We start from the raw sequence: 17,179 nt of genomic DNA on the forward strand, positions 1-17,179 counted from the left end.
AAGACAGCTTTTAAAGGCCCGCCAGCGCCTTTTCCAGCCTGATCCAGTCCTTTTCCGTGCCCGGCAGACCAAACCGGACACGGTCAGCATGATCATCAAACAACCGGACCAGAATGCCCTGCGTGCCCAGATGGTGCGCAAGCTTTGCGGCATTCTTGCCGTGATATAGCCGAAACAGTATGGTGCCGCCGATCCGTTCCAGATCGGTCAGGCTGGCAATCAGATTATCAAGGCGGTTTGCATCAATCGACAACTGTTGGCGCATATCGGTTTGCCATACCCGATCTTCAAATGCCGCCCGCGCGATGGTTAGTGCCGGACCCGCGATAGCCCATGGACCGATCCGGTCGGTTAGATCAGCGGCCAGTTCCGGGGGCATGACGGCACATCCAAGACGTAATCCTGCAAGGCCGAAAAACTTGCCAAATGAACGCAGGACAATCATGTGTTCGAATTTATGGCATTGTCTGCAAATGCTGTATTCCGGGCTGCAATCCATAAAGGCCTCGTCAATCAGAAGCCATTTGCCATGTTCTGTTGCCATTTCGGCAAGTTCTGTCAGGGTGGTCTGGTCTATCAGGCCGCCATCGGGATTGTTCGGATTAACCAGAATGACAATGTCATCGCGGCCACCAGGGGATTGCAGGATATCGGCCATGTTCGATACCCGGTTTTCCGGTGTTGTTGTGACGGTTTCCGTTCTGAACCCCGCACGTTTCCAGCCCAGTGCATGTTCGGCATATGTCGGGCCGATAATGTGAACGGTTGCGGTTCTGCCCTGATCGGCAAACCAGAAGGGAATGGTCTGGATCAATGCCTGCGTTCCCGGCGCACAGGCAATCTGGTTGGGATGTGAAATGCCGTAATAGTCCGCTGCGGCCTGTTTCAGGGCGTCCAGTTCACTTGCCAGCGGCAATCGTTGCCAATGGATGGCATCAATCGCTGCGATTGGCCAGGCGGTTGCATTGATCCCCGTCGACAGATCAAGCCAGTCCGGTGCGGCAATGCCGTATTTTTCGGCCGCCGCATCGATAGCGCCACCATGGGATGGGGATTGCAGGATCATGAATGTGCCTTTGGCCCGAAATGGGGATACAGAGCGGTGAAACAGAATGCTATCTGCGTAACGCGTGACAGGATCGGGCGCAAGTCGGACTTGCGCGGCAGCAGGTGACTTCGTATCGTCCGCCAGACCCTGCATTGGATTTTCCGACATGATGACTGTGTTTCAGGCCTGCCAACGTGAAAGTTGGCTTTCGATCAACCCGCAACTGACAATTTCCGCCGCCGGTGCGGGGATCTGTGATGTGCCGTCGGTCGGTTATGACAATGGCAGATTTGACGGTTCTGCGCATTCCGACCGGTTCTGGCAGGATGGATATTTCCTGATTGATGATCTGTTGCCTGTTGAAAGTCTGGCGCAATTGCGCACCGGGATTGAAACATTGGTGGTCAACGGTTTGCCGCCAGCGATGATCTATCTGTATGACGAGGCATGGCAGGTTTTCATGCGACTTCGCCCGTTGCTGACCCATTTTCTGGGGGATCGGGTAAAGCTGCTTCCGCATTTCTGGGCATGGCATGTCGATCCGGGGCAGGGCGGGCGCGGGTGGCCGCCGCATCGCGATTATCAGGGTGAAAGTGTTATTGGCGATGACATGCTGATCAGCCTGTCACTTTGGGTGCCACTGGGCGTTGCAAGCCCCGACAACGGCTGTATGTACGTATTGCCGCGTTCATTTGAAAAGTGTTATCCTTGCCCTGTTGCTAAACCGGAAGATGTTGTTTTGCAAGATGTTCGGGCACTACCCGCGAGACCGGGGACCGTGATGGGCTGGCGGCAGGACTTGTATCATTGGGGTGGGCGCGCCAGTACCTTTGCCACCGAACCAAGGATCAGTCTGTCGCTTGAATTTCAGAATGCAGCATTTGATCCCCTGGCGGATCGTCTGCTTGATCTGGACCAGCCACCGGCGTTTCGTGAACGGCTTGAACTGATCGTGCAGCAATTTGCGAAATACCGGCATATGCAATCGATGGACGACGATATCCTGCGATGGGCAAACAGCATTCACGCCGAACTGTCAGGTTGGGCATGACAAAAGCCCTGCATCGCGTTCCAGATGCCGGAATGGCATACTAACAACGGTCAAAAAGACCAGAACCGGGGTCGATGCCAATATGCCAAAAATGCTGAGCCTTCCCGGTGTCGCATTTCTTGCCTTCTGTGCCATCGCCCCTGTGTTTCTGCTTTTCTCGTCGCTTGATGACGATCTGGTGTCGGGCATTACCGTCTCGGTTCTGGTGGTCGTGGAATTCATCGCGCTGCTGTCAATGTGCATTGGCTGGATCCTGTTCGACATCACCAAGCGCAAGCAGATTTTCTATTTGGCGGCCGCGATGGGGGTGCTGCTGATCAGCGACCTTTTGGGTATTCCCAACCTTCTTGCGGCCCGCAGCGTGTTGGGGCAGGAACAGGCACTTGGTTCCTTTACCGGCCTTCTGGTTCTTGTGTTACGACTGGGCTCTTTCTGGCTGGTTGTCATGAGCTGGCATGTCGCAAACCGTCATGAAAGCCGTCAGGGTACTGATCAGGTGTGGGCAATGGTGCCCGGGCTGATCATTGCCGGTGTCGCGGTTCAGGCATTTCTGGTCTGGTTCATGCCCGGTGTTTCAAGCGATGTCAGCGGGGCATTGCAAAATATCAGCACGCTTATCCTGTTTCCGACAACAATCATGATTTTTGCCGGGGCGGCGGGGTATCTGGTGCGGTGCCATTACCGGTTTTGCCTTTCCGAAAGCCTGATCTGTTTCACGCTGCTGATTGGCTGCTTCAATCATCTGGCATTTTTCGTATTCGGTCCGGAACACGCCGATATTGTCGCGCGCTTCATCATTCCATCGCGCCTGATCAGTTACAGTTTTGCCCTGGCTTTCATGTTGCTGGAATTGCGCAGCCATTATCGACAGTCATTTCAGGCAAGTTCGGCCAAAAGCGAATTTCTGGCGACCATGAGCCACGAAATCAGAACACCGTTAAATGGCATTCTGGGCATGGCGCAATTGTTGCGGCAAAGTCAGCTTGACGATGCGCAAAAGGAACGGGTCAGTGCGATCTTGTCATCCGGGCGGGCGCTGATGGCGCTTTTGAACGATATCCTTGATATGAGCAAGATCGAGGCCGGTCGGGTCGAGTTGGAAAAACGCCCCTTTCACCCATCCGATATTACCTATGATCTGTTTCGTGCCATTGCCGACATGGCACGCGAAAAGAACCTTTCCCTGCATTGTGATGATGCACCGTTGGCAACAAGGGTGTTTACCGGTGATGAAGTCCGGTTTCGCCAGATACTGTGGAACCTGTTGTCAAATGCAGTGAAATTCACCCGGAAGGGATCGGTAAGGTTGGAAGTCACCCGGGAGGAAAATGTACCGGAACGGGTGCGCGACCTGATTGCGGATGAGGAAGTTTACCATTTTGCCGTTATCGATACCGGCATCGGAATTCCGCGGGATCGTCAGGAACAGATATTTTCCCCCTTTAGCCAGGCCGACAATTCCACCATGCGGCAATATGGTGGAACGGGGCTTGGTCTTTCGATTGCACGCAGTCTGACGGAATTGATGGGCGGCTTCATGAAGGTCGATAGTACCGAGGGCAAGGGAACGCGATTTGATGTGTGGCTGCCGTTTGAAGCCCGCCGATCGGAACGGCATGAGCATGGGGGCGGCCAGATTGCCGAGAGCAGAGGCGACAGTGTTCTTTCGGGTAGTCGCATTCTTGTTGCCGAGGATAACGAGATTAATGCCAACGTGATCCGCGGGCTGTTGCTGCGTTATGGATTGGTTGTCGATATCGTCCCCAATGGTCGCCAGGCCGTGCATGCCTTCCAGCAGAATGACTATGATGCGATCCTGATGGATGCCCATATGCCGGTTCTGGATGGTGAGGGGGCGACCCGCCATATCCGTGAACTGGAACGTGTCACCAGAGGTGGACGTGTTCCTATCATTTGTGTAACGGCCGAAGCATTCAGTGATCGCCATCGTGATTTTCTGGCGGCGGGCATGGACGAGGTTATGACTAAGCCTGTCGAAGAACGCAGGCTTTACGGTGTTCTGTTACGCTTCCTGAGAAACCGTGGCGGCGGGTATTCTGTAACATCCGGTTTGCAGGTTAAAGATGCCGATATGGAAGTGAACCTGCCCGACGCCTTGCCCGTAGATAGTCCGACGCGAACGGTTAACAGGGATAACGCAACGGCAGACGCAAAACCCGTACCCGAGCCGGCTAAAGCAAACATATCTGCCAAAGAGACAAAAATGAATCTGATCGACAAAACACGTTTCGAGGAAATGAGTCGTGCCTTGGGTGCCGATCAGATGGCCAGCCTGATTGACCTGCTGCCGGCATCCTATCAGGAAGAACGCGAAAAGATCATCGCAGCAATTGCCGATGGTGACCGCGAAAGCCTTCGCCGTGCGGCACACACGATCAAGGGAATGGCGGCAAACCTTGCGGCAGAAAAGCTGGCGGTCGATGCCCGCCAGTTGGAACTTTATGAAGGCGACTTTGATGGGGCGATCCATGACCGGATTGCCAAACTGGATCGTCTTGCCGAAGACACGGCAGATGCCATGCGCAAGGCATTGCAGGACTGATAGCTGCAATACACGAAAACGCCCGCTTCATATTCGAGCAGGCCTTTTTGTGGAAAACTGCTTTGTATATCAGCGCGTGACCAGGTCGAGTTGATGACGTGATATGGCTTCGTTGCCTGTTTTGGTAACAATCACCGAATGGCCGGGGCACATGGCGATGCCGCTTTCGCTGTCCATCAGGATCATATGCAGGAAGTAAACCATGCCCGGTTCGGCGATCACCGGATTGCCATGATAAAACATCGGCCAGTCCATCCAGTTCGGGGCAAAGGTCGTTCCCATTGAATAACCGCACGCGTTTAGACGGTGGGCTTTCATGCCGCCTGCATCGCAAACCCTGGCATAGGCATCGAATACCTTGCCGATTGGTTCGCCGGGTTTAAGCGCATCGCGGCAGGCGACCATGGCATCCGTTGCGACCTTGTGCATTTCAACGTGGCGCGATGTTGCCTTGCCGATTGGGATGGTGCGCATCATCGCAGCATGATAATGCCGATAGGCTCCCGCCCATTCCAGCGTGATCTGATCCGTGTCAGCCAGATGTTTGCGCCCGGTGAAGTAACGGCAAAGCAGTGCATCGCGTCCGGCACCGATAATGAATTCATTGCCGGGATAATCCCCGCCCCCTTTGAAAATAGCGCCCTGCATGGCGGCCAGTATGTCGCCTTCAAACGCACCTGTATGGACGGTTTCAAGGGCGGCATCCCATGCGTCATCGGCAAGACTGGCGGCGGTGCGGATATAATCGAGTTCCGCCGGGCTTTTGACAACGCGCAGTTCCGATACCAGACGGGATGCGTCGGTAAGCGTGCAGAAACCGTCAAGTGCTGCATCAAGCTTTTTACCATTGGCGGCGGTCAACCCATAGGCATCGTATTCAACGCCAAGTTTTTTGCCGCCACAGCCAAACTCCGCCAGCATGTCGCGCAGTTGCAATGCAGGGTTCACATCCGGGCCATCGACCCAGATACGGATATCTTCGATGTCGGATGTATGTTGTGCCTGACGCAAATCCGGTGCGCGGGTAATAAGGGCAATGCGGCCGTCAGCCCCCAGATACAGGCACTGGAAAAACACATAACCGAACGTGTCATACCCCGTCAGATAGAACATGCTTTCCTGGCGGAACATCAGCAGGCCATCAAGACCGGCGGCTTCAAGACGTGCAACCGTTTTTGTGCGGCGGGCCGACAGTTCGGCGCGTTCAAAATGCAATGCCATGGGGGCTTCCCTGATTGTGATTGTTGATTTGCCAATGACGCTAACAAACTCCGTGAACACGAAATAGTAAAAAATACGATCCAATGATGTTTTGTTGATAAATTGCAATTGTTGGGCGGCGATCTTTCCGGGATTGTCGTTTCAGATCATGATCTTACCGAAAGAAATCAGTAAATTTTGTTCGAAACCGTAGACATTTTTTCATTCCATCCCAAATGAAATGTAATGGCAGTGTCACAAAGGGCATCGAAATTGCCCGATGCCAGTTCCGCTTAAGACCATCCCCCTCAGGAGGCAAAAGTGGCTAGCTATCAGAAATTTTCTGGAAATGCGCCGGCAACGTCATCGCGAGAAAGACAGTTCAAACCGGCCTATGAAAAATGGCGGCGCGACGATCTTTATCACCTTGCCAAGCAGCACGGGATCGAGAACCGCGCGAGTATGTCGACCGACGAACTGGCCCGTGCGTTGCGCGATATTGGTTAGACAGGGCTTCTTTTCGGTGACTTTTGGGTGTCCTGCTGTTTGCGGGACGCCGCATAATTTTTGTGCCTGATATCTTCCGGATGCGGTTTTGGGAGGTAACAGGCAAGGTAACAGTAAGGTTAAATTGACCTGACATGCTTGCTGCTCGCGGGACTGTCGCCCTACCTTCCCTATGGCCAGTCGAGCCATATGGAGGATCCCGTGAAGCCAGTACAACTTGTTTATCACCGTGGCGACAGCCTTAATGCGCCGGAAAATACCTTTGCCAGCGCCGAAAGTGCGATTGTGGCGGGGGCGGACTATATCGAATTCGATGTGTGTCAGTCCGCCGACGAAGTTCTGTATGTCATGCATGACGCAACCGTGGATCGGACAACCGATGGCACCGGTGCCATTGCGGAAATGACCAGCGCGGAAATTGACCGGCTGGATGCCGGGTCTTGGTTCAATCCGGCATTCGCAGGCGAGCCGGTGCCGCGGCTTGAAGACTTTCTGCGCCGTCTAAAGGGGCGGGTGAAAATATATTGCGAGATCAAGCAGGCAGATGCGGGCAGGGTTGTCGAAATGCTTGATGGTTTTGCCTTCGTAAACGATGTTTTTGTCAGTTCTTTTTCTGCCGACATTCGTGACGACCTGCGCCGGATTGCACCGGATATCCGGCGCAATGTGCAGCTTCATATTGCCGGTTCGCTAGAACAGGCGATCCATCATGAACAGGCACATATTTTCGAATTTCTTGAGGGAAATGTGACACGCGACGCAATAAATGAAGCAAAGGCGCGTGGTCTTGAGACGATGATTTTCATTGATACACCCAATGCGGAACTTTTTGCCAAACTTGTCGAATGGCAGATTGACTATGTCAATCTGGATTATGCGGCGCTTTTCCGCGCGGTTCAGCAGGAAGTCATGTTGCGTTTGGATGGTGCCGCCCAGACGATCTGATCCTTCCGTAGGCCAACTTGATTTGACCTTTTGGATATAATTGGTTAATGCGGCGACACTGAAAATAAACAGGCGATCATCGTCCTTTGCACGGTGGGAAAGGCCTGTGACCGGTGTCGAGGGAATAGTCTTTGAAACTTGTAAGCTGGATCGCTGCGCTGTGCGCGATTTTGGGGGGCGCGATGCATGTTGATGCGCGTGACCTGAACAATGTTTCCGAACCGCGCATCGCTTTTATCAATCCGGGTTATGGTGATCGCGGTTTCTGGAAAGACGTGCGCGACACCATGCAGGCCGCAGCCGATCAGTTCGGTTTTGATCTTGTTGTGTTTGACAGCGACCGTGACTGGAAACAGATGGCCGAAAGCGCCAATCGTGTTTTTGCCATGAATCCCCCGCCCGATTACATCATCGCGGTTAATGAACATCAGCAAGGTACCCGGATCGTTCTTGAGGCGCAGGAACGCAACATTCCGGTTCTGATGCTGCTCAATGATCTGACCGATGAACAAAAGCAGCGATTTGGCCGACCGGGCAGGGAACTCGGCTTCTGGATTGCGACGCTGGTTCCTGATAACGAGCGTGCCGGATTTGAAATTGCCCAGTCGTTGGCTATTGCCGCAAAGGACGCACATAATGGCGGTTTGCGCAAAGACCTTTGCCTTTTGTCTTTGGCCGGGGACAGCATGACACCGGCGTCGCTGCAGCGGCTCCGGGGGCTTGATATGGCATTGGAACAGTATCCCTTGCTTCGTGAACAGCGTCGCCTTGTGGTCAATTGGTCATTTGAGGAGGCCTATCGCAGGACTGCGGAATGGCTTGCCACAGGTGGCTGTCTGGATGCGGTGTGGGCTGCCAATGACAGTATCGCCCTTGGTGCAATCAAGGCGATCGAAGAATTCGGAAAAGTTCCCGGGAAGGATGTCTTTGTTGGCGGCTTGAACTGGTCCACCGAAGGATTGGAAAATGTTGCCAGTGGCAAAATGACGATGACGCATGGCGGACATTTTCTGGCGGGTGCGTGGATTATGGTATTGCTAAAAGATTACCTTGAAGGCATTGAAAAAATGACAACAAATCCCGAAGTATCTTTCGGAATGCAGGCAATAACACGGGATAATTTCGAGACCTACAAGCAGGTTCTTGGCGACCGTGACTGGAATAAGATTGATTTTTCACAGTTCAGCCTTGTCAGCAATCCGGAACAAAGGGACTATCGGTTCAGGATCGAGGAACTGAATTCGGCGCAGGAACGTGATTGGCCAATACCGTCGCGCTGATTGGACTGGCTTTAATGGAAAGGGTGCCGTGTGTCTAAGACAGGAAAGGATACCGTTCAGGACCTGTCTGGACTGAAGCTTGGCAGTTCTGTTGCGACAAGGCAGCTTAAATATTCCCTGTTGGCCGCAATGCTACTTGGTTTTGTTATCACGGCTTTTCAGATTTTCACCGACTATCAATGGCTTGAGGGTGTCTATCAGCAGGCCAACGAGCGTGTTGTTGATAGCAGCCTGCCTGTGGCGGCCGAAGCGGTGACAAAAAAGGATGCAGCATTGGCCGAGGTCATGGCGCGCGGCATGATGCTGCAAAGATCCATTTCCAGTGTCAAAATACAGCTTGGCGATGGCTCCGTTCTTTATCAAAGAAAACGTCCGGTAGGGGAAATTCCAACCTCGCGATGGGCGGAAAAGTTGTTTGGCGGTTTGCAGCAGCTTGAAATCCCGCTTCAAAATGAAAACAACCCGTCTGCCGATGCCTTGGGAACACTGGTCGTTGCCCTGAATCCCCAGGTTTATGTAACTGCGTTCATGTCGCGGTCTGCCTGGTCGTTTTTGGCCAACATGGTTTTTGCGGCCACCATGGCGGTGGTATTTGCCGCGCTCAGTTATTTTGTGTTTTCACGCCCCTTGGTGAAGCTGGCGCATTACATCGTCAATTCCGATCCGTCGGATGTTAAACGGTCGCTGGATATGCCGCCAACGTACCGTCATGACGATGAAGTGCAATTGCTGAGTTCGGTTACGGTAGGGCTTTTTGGCATGATACGGGGGCAAATCGGGCAATTGCAGCGCGCGCGTGATGATTTGCAGGACGCAAATGTCAATCTGGAAACGCGGGTTGAAAGTCGGACGCGCGCATTGAATGAAGCCATGGGCAAGCTTGAAGTGCTGGCTTCGACAGATCCGTTGACCGGTCTTGCCAACCGTCGCATTTTTATGATGCGTCTTGAAGAAAACCTTTCGATCTGGAAGCGTCGCGATACGCCGATGAGTATCATTTTGCTCGATATTGATAGGTTCAAGCTTTTGAATGACACCTATGGTCATCAGGCCGGAGATGCGGTTTTGGTATCACTGGCAAAGCTTTTGAAATACAGCCTGCGTGATATCGATTTGCCAGCCCGACTGGGCGGGGAAGAGTTTGCGGTTCTTCTTCCGGGGGAGGGGGCGGAAGGTGCTATGATCCTTGCAGAGCGTCTTCGGAGCGCGTTTGAACAGGATGCTGTTGCCTTCGGCGGCAAGCATTTGAACTACACGTCAAGTTTCGGGGTGATATCCCTGCCTGCACAGGGGACGGCTGGAAAATTGGATGCGCAAGTTGCCAAAAACGTTGCATTGCTGAAATCCCGCGAAAACACAGATGTTGCCGATATTCTTTATTCGCTGGTCGATGCCGCACTTTATCAAGCCAAGGAAACAGGGCGAAATCGTTGTGTGACTGTCGATCTTGCCAATCTGGCTGATCAGATCAGCGCTTGAGTTGGGGGCTATTGACGGCCGTCGTCATTTCCCTGTCTTGAAATCCGTATATCGCGGTGGATTGATACACTCATCAGAAGGCCAAAGCTGACAAGAATTGTCATCATCACCGTGCCGCCATACGAGACCAGCGGCAACGGAACACCGACCACAGGGATAAGTCCCATCACCATGGCGATGTTGATGAAGACATACAGGAAAAAGGTCGAGGTGATCCCGATTGCGACAAGGCGACCGAACTGGTTGCGGCACCGAAGCGCAATCACATAACCATACATGATTACCATGGTATAAAGCAGCAGCAACGCCAATCCGCCAACCAGCCCGAACTCTTCACCCAGCATGGTAAAGATAAAGTCGGTCTGTTTTTCCGGCAGGAAGTTCAGATGGCTTTGCGATCCCAGCATATAACCCTTGCCAAACAGGCCGCCCGACCCAAGGGCAATCTTTGACTGGGTAATGTGATAGCCCGCGCCAAGCGGATCATTTTCAGGGTTCAGGAACGTCAGAACGCGGTTTTTCTGATAATCGCGCAGAAACTGCCAGCCGATGGGAATGATTGCCAGAACCGCGCCAAGTATCAGGGCGAATTTCCACATCCGAACCCCGGCAAGCCAGAAGATGACGCCGCCACCGGCAATCAGCAATAGGGCAGTACCCAGATCAGGCTGGCGCAACACCAGTGCCGCAGGAGCCAGAACCATTAAAAGTGGCGGTATCAAAAGCGGAATGCGCCCCACTTCTTCGACAGTCAGGCCGTGGAAATAACGCGCAAGTGCCAGCACAAGCGAGATTTTCATCAGTTCGGATGGTTGCAACTGGAAGAAACCAAGATTGATCCAGCGTTGCGCCCCCATGCCAATATCCCCCTTGATTTCAACCCCAATCAGAAGGATCAGCGCGACGAAATAGGAAAAATAGGCAAGTTTCAACCAGACACGGACATCGGTAACCGCGATGCCAATCATCACGATGGCACCAACAGCAAAACGCATCATCTGACGTTCTGCCCATGGTTCAACCGAACCGTTGGCCGCCGAATACAGCATGGCAAAACCGATCCCCGCCAGTGTGGAAATCAGCAATACCAACGTCCAGTTAAGCATTAAAAGACGGCGACCGATTGGCACGTAATCCGGATCTTCGCCGATACGATATCTGCGGCTTGCCATCGTTCTAGCTTTCTTCTTCGCGGTCTGTCTGTGACGGGTGCGATAATTGCGCGGTGGATTGAATGTTGGCCGCCGATATGCCCGGGCGTGCAGATTTCAGTTCCTGCGCCTTGATCAGAATGTCACGTGCAATCGGTGCAGCGATGCCCGAACCGGATCCACCGTGATCCACAACAACCGCGCAGGCATAGCGGGGATTGTCGACCGGTGCAAAGGCAACAAACAGCGCATGGTCGCGGTATTTCCACGGCAGATCATTGTTATCAAGAACCCCGGTGGTTTGGCGTTCGCGCATGGTAATGCGGCGGACCTGACTGGTGCCTGTCTTACCGGCCATCTCCATGCCCTTGATATCAATCCGCGACCGATGTGCCGTGCCGCGCAATTCGTTGGTGACACCATTCATGCCGTCGCGAATACGCGCCAGATGGGCACGGTTGACCTGAAGTTCGGGGAATTCCTCATTCGCCCGGCTGGTGATGCCTTCTGCGGTGACATGATCGCGTGTCAGATGCGGCTTAACAGCCTTGCCCGATGCAATGCGTGCAACCATGGTCGCCAGTTGCAACGGCGTTGCCAGGACGTATCCCTGACCGATTGACGAAATCAGGGTTTCACCACCCTGCCAGCGTTTGCCGAGCTGGATTTCCTTCCAGTCCTTGGTCGGGATCAGGCCGGAACGTTCATTGGGAAGGTCGATACCGGTCAATTCGCCAAGGCCCAGTTTATTGGCCATGGCGGCGATACGGTCGATGCCGATCTTTTGCGATATTTCATAGTAATAAACATCGCAGGAATGTTTCATCGAGTCATGCATATCGACCCAGCCATGCCCGCCACGTTTCCAGCAATGGAACCGTGCATTGCCAAGATCAAGATGACCCGGGCAGAAGAAACGCTGATTGGCTGTAACCACACCGGCTTCAAGTCCGGCAAGGGCGACACACATCTTGAATGTCGAACCCGGTGCATAGGTCCCGGTGACGGCCTTGTTAGACAGTGGTGCGTATTCGTTATTGACCAGACTGTTCCATAGCTTGTGCGAAATGCCGTTGGTAAAGGCGTTCGGGTCGTATGTCGGATGCGATGCCATCGCAAGCACTTCGCCGTTATGAATATCAAGCACAACGGCAGATGCGCTTTCCTTGTTTGACAGGCGCTGGTTGGCGTAACGCTGCAATTCAAGATCAAGGGTCATGACAACCGTGTTGCCACTGTCGCCTTCTTCGCGGTCAAGTTCGCGGATGACACGGCCAAGTGCATTGACTTCGACCTGGCTGGTGCCAGCACTGCCGCGAAGTGCCAGATCGTAAACTTTCTCGATCCCGCTTTTGCCAATCCGGAACCCAGGCAGTTCAAGCAATGGATCGCCGGTCAGTTCTTTTTCCGACACGGCCGCCACATAGCCCAAAGTATGCGCCAGATGCGGACCTTCGGGATAATCGCGCGAACGACCGGCATCAATGATCAGACCGGGCAGGTCCGGGGCGTTAACGCCGACGCGTGCAACTTCTTCCCAAGTTAAATTGTCGCGCACCGTAACCGGGACAAAGGACCGTCTGCGCGCGACGTCACGTTCAACCCGTTCGATGGTGTCGGGGCCAAGTTCGATGATCTGACCCAGAATTTCCAGGGTCCTCCGAACATCCTGCGCCTGTTCGCGAACGATCATGATGTGATAGTTCTGCCGGTTTACCGCGACCGGAGCACCAAAACGGTCGGTAATCAGGCCGCGCGGTGGCGGCAAAAGGCGATGGGATATCCGGTTTTCATCGGCAAGGACCCTGTAACGGTCGCTTTCCATTACCTGCAGATAGTACATGCGTGCGGCAAGACCGGTCAGCAATATACCCTGCCCCGCGCCGAGCATCAGGGCGCGGCGGGTAAACATGCGATATCTGTCTGAGTCACGGTGCCACATCGGCGTCGTCAAACCTGCTGGTCGGAGTGCCCCGACGGAATTCCGGAAACTTGCGTGCCCGTTTTATCCTGTGCGGTGCATGTTGAAAACTGTCTTTCAAACATAGCCGGTAGCTATTGCCAAAACATCAATATTGATCCAGCTGGTGCTGTTCTAGATATGGCGCAGAAGCGTATTTTGCGCCCGTGCCAGAACCCATGCAACAAGCGGGAAAAGTGCCGCAGTCAGTACATAGCTAATCAATGTCGACTTGATCGGCAAGAAGGCCCCGATTAATGCCGAACTCAAAAGCCACTGAACCAGCAGTGCCGGGATCGCGACCAACGCAAAACCCCACCACATTACGCTGAACGGCTTGTTATGGAAAAAACGGCCCTGGCTTGCAGATCCGGTCTGCACGAGCAGCAAGACCAGCGAACTGACGCCAAGGGGCAGGCCTGTCAGCAAATCCTGCAACAGTCCAAGAAAGAATGCCGTCAGCGCGGTTAGCAAATCCGGGCGGTTCACCGACCAGTAAAATACAGCCATCAAAGGCAATGCAGGTGATGCGGTGCTGAGCAATGGCACGCTGATCGGCAGCAGATTAAACAGCAACAGAATGAAAACGCTGAATGCCGGAAACAAGCCTCGCGCAATGATATCCAGCCTGTGCCAGACACCGGGCTTCACGGAAGTCGATCCGTTGGCTGTGCGGGGCCAAGCGTTGGCATATTTGCTGCCGCATCGTTCCCGTCATTGGGTACGATGCCAACACCGTTGGGGATAACGCCATCATTCTGCTGATCACGGCGCATGGCCTGATCGCTCAGGATGCCTTGCAGGCCATAATCCGCGATGCGCAGATATTCAAGTTGGTGGCGGCGGAACAGTGGTGCGACACGCACGGCATTTTCCGAAACGGATGAAACGACACCAACCGGAATGCCAGGCGGGAAGGCACCACCATGACCGGATGTCAGAATGCGATCACCCGGCGCAACCGCCGCATCCGCAGTCAGGAAGGTCAAAAGCGGGCGGTCTGTGTTGTCGCCCGACAGAAAAGCACGGTCACGCGAGTTTTCAACAATCACCGGGACGCGTGAATTGATGTCTGTAATCAACAGAACGCGCGAAGCCTGATAGCCTGCTTCGGCAACACGTCCGACAAGCCCTTCGTCGGACATAACTGCCTGTCCTTTGATCACGCCATCGCGCGAACCGGCCGATACCATCAGGCTGTGCGCATAGGCACCGCCCATATCGGCAATCACGCGGGTGGTGACAAGGCGCAATGGCGGCGGGCTTGTATAATCGGCAAGGTCGCGCAGGCGGGCATTTTCATGCGCCAGATTACGGGCAACCTGCTGCCACGCCAGCAATTCGCGGTTTTCGCGACGCAGGCGTTCGTTCTGTTCATAGAGATTGAAGATATTGGTCGCCTGTTCCGTCAGCTCGTTGATGCTGGCGGCGGGACGGGAAACAACATTCATGATCGGGGATACAAGATCGGCCGAAGCGGCTCGTATCCTTTCGATCAGAACGGTATCAGCCTTGCCCAGAAGCATAAGGCCAAACGCCGAAACGATCAGAAGGATGAAGGCGAAGCGGTGAAGCGCCGTACGTAACGGCGAAAAGATACGCTGCTGCGGACCGCCATGCTGAGCCACTATATTCCCCGCATTAGATCAGAAAAGTTGTCCCGAAATCCCCGTGGGATATTCAACCTTAACGAAATCACCGAGTCGCGTCCAGTCCAGTCAGGACATGACCCGGTGAGATGTTTTTTGCCATTTCGCCTTAGTAGGCGGTGTGCAACACGTTGCGAAGCATCTTCTTTTCTTCGAGCGCACGACCCGTACCAAGCGCAACGCAGGACAGGGGATCATCGGCAATCGAAACCGGAAGACCGGTTGCATGGCGCAGGACATAGTCCAGATTGCCAAGCATTGCGCCACCACCGGTCAGAACGATACCCTTGTCGACGATGTCGGCTGCCAGTTCCGGCGGGGTCTGTTCAAGGGCGACTTTCACCGCCTCGATGATTGCCGAAACAGGTTCTGCAAGGCTTTCTGCGATCTGGCGTTCGGAAATGATCAGTTCCTTCGGAACGCCATTCATCAGATCACGGCCACGGATTTCAACCGTTGCACCATCACCATCGTCTGGTGCGCAGGCTGAACCGATTTCTTTCTTGATGCGTTCTGCGGTGCTTTCACCTACCAGCAGGTTATGGGTGCGACGGATATAGGCGATGATCGCCTCGTCCATCTTGTCGCCACCAACACGCACCGAACGGGCATAAACGATACCGCCAAGCGACAGAACCGCGACCTCGGTGGTGCCACCGCCGATGTCGACAACCATGGAGCCGGTCGGCTCGGTGACCGGAAGACCCGCGCCAATGGCGGCTGCCATCGGTTCGTCAATCAGCCAGACCTTGCGGGCGCCGGCACTTTCAGCACTTTCCTGAATGGCGCGGCGTTCAACGGCGGTCGAGCCAGACGGAACGCAAATGATGACTTCCGGGCTTGCGAAGTTGCGACGGCCATGCACTTTACGGATAAAGTGTTTGATCATCTCTTCGGCGATGTGGAATTCTGCAATCACGCCATCGCGCAGCGGGCGAATGGCCTGAATGTAACCGGGCGTACGCCCGAGCATCTGCTTAGCTTCTTCCCCGACGGCAAGTACCTGTTTCTTGCCTTTTTCGTCGGTGATGGCTACCACGGATGGTTCGTTAAGGACGATGCCACGCCCTTTGACGTAAACCAGTGTGTTGGCGGTGCCCAAATCCACCGCCATGTCGGAGGATAAAACCCCAAGAAGCTTGGAAAACATTCCTGCCCTATGCCCCGGTTAATAGTAAAATCTTGAATACGAATGTACCGGCTTTGATAGCGTAACGCGCCAGTCGATGCACGAATAATCTGCTCAGGGAATTGAGGAATAATTAAGACGGGTCACAAGACTTGAAATAAGATGCAAAAAGATGATCCGCCATATGGTGTTGGCGTTTTCATTCAAGGTTTATCTTCCTTGAGAATTATTCCAGTTTTAAGTAGGAAATCCATGATCAGGGCAGTTGTCTCGGGTCCGGTTTCCACTTTCAGAAATTTGCGAGTCGCTTGTTTTTCCGGTGTTTCATTGCTTTGAAGCATCTTAAACATTACCGGTTCGCGATCCGCATGCAGGTCCCGATCCATGCGCCACTGGCACCATGCCGGCGGGTTTAGCCGATCCCCCGTTACCGTCACCAGCAATGCGGGAACGAAATTATCCATTTCCGACATGCATTGGGCACGCAGTCCCACCATCGAGACGAACCGCTGATCAAATCGTTTGGCGTGACCGTGGCGATAGATCGCGAATTGGGCGGCAGCCGCACCGTATCCGTAACCGAAAATCGCAATCCGATCAGGATCGATACCATCCTGTCCTGCCAGATACTCAAGCGCGCTTAGTGCATCAAAGGCCCAATAGGTCACGCCGTGTTTCGGATTATCAAGTGTTCCGGCCGTGCAATAGCTTTGCGAAGGGTGGGCTTTTCCGGGCGATATGCGAAGAACCGCAAGGCCTGCATCATGCAGCGCGGTAATCCAGTCTTCCGGAAAACGGTCGTCACAATCAGGAACAGCAATTACCGCTGCGGTTTTAGCGTTTTCATCCACAGGCGGGTAATAGAGGCCGGGAATATCGAATTGCAGGCTGCTATCGACTTCGGGAATGGCTTTTCCCGCGTCAATCAAACGCTGCCGCAGTCCGCTTATCGGATAAGGTTGAGATGGTATGTCGATTTTCTGCACATCATTAATCGCAGCGGCTTTTGCGTGTGGCGTCATAGCGACAATTACGACTGCACAAAACGCCAATACCGTAATGGCAACAGATCGGTGATGAAACTGAAGAACAGGCTGCATGGTCATGGCTTTGGCCCCTTCGTTCAAGAGGCATAGTGTATCACAGAATGCGCGGGGTCACAGCAATCATACCTGCTAAAAAGCGGGGGTACCTGACGGAAACCGGCCCTGAAACGG

General features: G+C 53.9%; 14 protein-coding genes. 6 read left to right on the forward strand and 8 right to left on the reverse strand.

All coding sequences use genetic code 11. The features are described 5' to 3' along the window. Nucleotides 1-10 precede the first annotated feature (10 nt). The gene (gene cobD, locus TH3_RS05395) at nt 11-1,201 is read right to left on the reverse strand and encodes a threonine-phosphate decarboxylase CobD (protein ID WP_158526685.1); all 1,191 of its coding nucleotides are present in this window, start codon (nt 1,199-1,201) and stop codon (nt 11-13) included. A gap of 13 nt (nt 1,202-1,214) precedes the next feature. On the opposite strand from cobD, the gene TH3_RS05400 reads away from it, so the two are divergent. Together TH3_RS05400 and TH3_RS22290 are read left to right on the forward strand one after the other, a co-directional pair. Then, nucleotides 1,215-2,099, forward strand: coding sequence for a phytanoyl-CoA dioxygenase family protein (locus TH3_RS05400; protein WP_007090768.1), 885 nt, complete (start codon nt 1,215-1,217; stop codon nt 2,097-2,099). A gap of 82 nt (nt 2,100-2,181) precedes the next feature. Next, a complete protein-coding gene (locus TH3_RS22290) occupies nt 2,182-4,662 on the forward strand; it encodes an ATP-binding protein (protein WP_007090769.1) in 2,481 nt (826 codons plus the stop codon). Between the two features lie 69 nt (nt 4,663-4,731). On the opposite strand, the gene TH3_RS05410 is transcribed toward TH3_RS22290, so the two are convergent. Beyond that, the gene (locus TH3_RS05410; RefSeq protein WP_040060603.1) at nt 4,732-5,883 is read right to left on the reverse strand and encodes a M24 family metallopeptidase; all 1,152 of its coding nucleotides are present in this window, start codon (nt 5,881-5,883) and stop codon (nt 4,732-4,734) included. Nucleotides 5,884-6,183: 300 nt separating this feature from the next. On the opposite strand from TH3_RS05410, the gene TH3_RS05415 reads away from it, so the two are divergent. From TH3_RS05415 to TH3_RS05430, 4 genes are all read left to right on the forward strand, one after another. After that, entirely contained in the window at nt 6,184-6,369 is a 186-nt protein-coding gene (locus tag TH3_RS05415; protein WP_007090771.1) for a hypothetical protein, read from the forward strand. 201 nt (nt 6,370-6,570) lie between these two features. Beyond that, on the forward strand, nt 6,571-7,314 hold the full coding sequence (locus tag TH3_RS05420) for a glycerophosphodiester phosphodiesterase (protein WP_007090772.1): 744 nt from the start codon (nt 6,571-6,573) through the stop codon (nt 7,312-7,314). Between the two features lie 131 nt (nt 7,315-7,445). Then, nucleotides 7,446-8,594, forward strand: coding sequence for an ABC transporter substrate-binding protein (locus TH3_RS05425; RefSeq protein ID WP_007090773.1), 1,149 nt, complete (start codon nt 7,446-7,448; stop codon nt 8,592-8,594). Nucleotides 8,595-8,624: 30 nt separating this feature from the next. After that, nucleotides 8,625-10,073, forward strand: a complete 1,449-nt coding sequence (locus TH3_RS05430; RefSeq protein WP_007090774.1) for a GGDEF domain-containing protein — start codon at nt 8,625-8,627, stop codon at nt 10,071-10,073. Nucleotides 10,074-10,081: 8 nt separating this feature from the next. Here TH3_RS05430 and rodA read toward each other — a convergent pair whose 3' ends face one another. From rodA to TH3_RS05460, 6 genes are all read right to left on the reverse strand, one after another. After that, nucleotides 10,082-11,245 (reverse strand): rod shape-determining protein RodA, encoded by a 1,164-nt coding sequence (gene rodA / locus TH3_RS05435; protein ID WP_007090775.1) that lies wholly within the window; start codon nt 11,243-11,245, stop codon nt 10,082-10,084. Between the two features lie 4 nt (nt 11,246-11,249). Next, the gene (mrdA, locus tag TH3_RS05440) at nt 11,250-13,166 is read right to left on the reverse strand and encodes a penicillin-binding protein 2 (protein ID WP_040059629.1); all 1,917 of its coding nucleotides are present in this window, start codon (nt 13,164-13,166) and stop codon (nt 11,250-11,252) included. 153 nt (nt 13,167-13,319) lie between these two features. Further along, entirely contained in the window at nt 13,320-13,835 is a 516-nt protein-coding gene (gene mreD / locus TH3_RS05445) for a rod shape-determining protein MreD (RefSeq protein WP_007090777.1), read from the reverse strand. After that, entirely contained in the window at nt 13,832-14,812 is a 981-nt protein-coding gene (mreC, locus tag TH3_RS05450) for a rod shape-determining protein MreC (RefSeq protein WP_007090778.1), read from the reverse strand. The genes mreD and mreC overlap by 4 nt, the downstream gene beginning before the upstream one ends. 130 nt (nt 14,813-14,942) lie before the next feature. Continuing rightward, nucleotides 14,943-15,983 (reverse strand): rod shape-determining protein, encoded by a 1,041-nt coding sequence (locus TH3_RS05455; protein ID WP_007090779.1) that lies wholly within the window; start codon nt 15,981-15,983, stop codon nt 14,943-14,945. A gap of 182 nt (nt 15,984-16,165) precedes the next feature. After that, nucleotides 16,166-17,068: an alpha/beta hydrolase family protein gene (locus TH3_RS05460; protein WP_007090780.1), complete on the reverse strand. Its 903-nt coding sequence runs from the start codon at nt 17,066-17,068 to the stop codon at nt 16,166-16,168. Nucleotides 17,069-17,179 lie beyond the last annotated feature (111 nt).

The sequence above is a fragment of the Thalassospira xiamenensis M-5 = DSM 17429 genome, assembly GCF_000300235.2.
GTDB lineage: Bacteria > Pseudomonadota > Alphaproteobacteria > Rhodospirillales > Thalassospiraceae > Thalassospira > Thalassospira xiamenensis.

Excerpts from the sequence above, each read along its gene's own strand:
- mrdA (WP_040059629.1), bottom strand. The coding sequence starts at position 13,166 with ATGTGGCACCGTGACTCAGACAGATATCGCATGTTTACCCGCCGCGCC.
- TH3_RS22290 (WP_007090769.1), top strand. The coding sequence starts at position 2,182 with ATGCCAAAAATGCTGAGCCTTCCCGGTGTCGCATTTCTTGCCTTCTGT.
- rodA (WP_007090775.1), bottom strand. The coding sequence starts at position 11,245 with ATGGCAAGCCGCAGATATCGTATCGGCGAAGATCCGGATTACGTGCCA.
- TH3_RS05400 (WP_007090768.1), top strand. The coding sequence starts at position 1,215 with ATGATGACTGTGTTTCAGGCCTGCCAACGTGAAAGTTGGCTTTCGATC.
- TH3_RS05455 (WP_007090779.1), bottom strand. The coding sequence starts at position 15,983 with ATGTTTTCCAAGCTTCTTGGGGTTTTATCCTCCGACATGGCGGTGGAT.
- cobD (WP_158526685.1), bottom strand. The coding sequence starts at position 1,201 with ATGCAGGGTCTGGCGGACGATACGAAGTCACCTGCTGCCGCGCAAGTC.
- TH3_RS05410 (WP_040060603.1), bottom strand. The coding sequence starts at position 5,883 with ATGGCATTGCATTTTGAACGCGCCGAACTGTCGGCCCGCCGCACAAAA.
- TH3_RS05460 (WP_007090780.1), bottom strand. The coding sequence starts at position 17,068 with ATGACCATGCAGCCTGTTCTTCAGTTTCATCACCGATCTGTTGCCATT.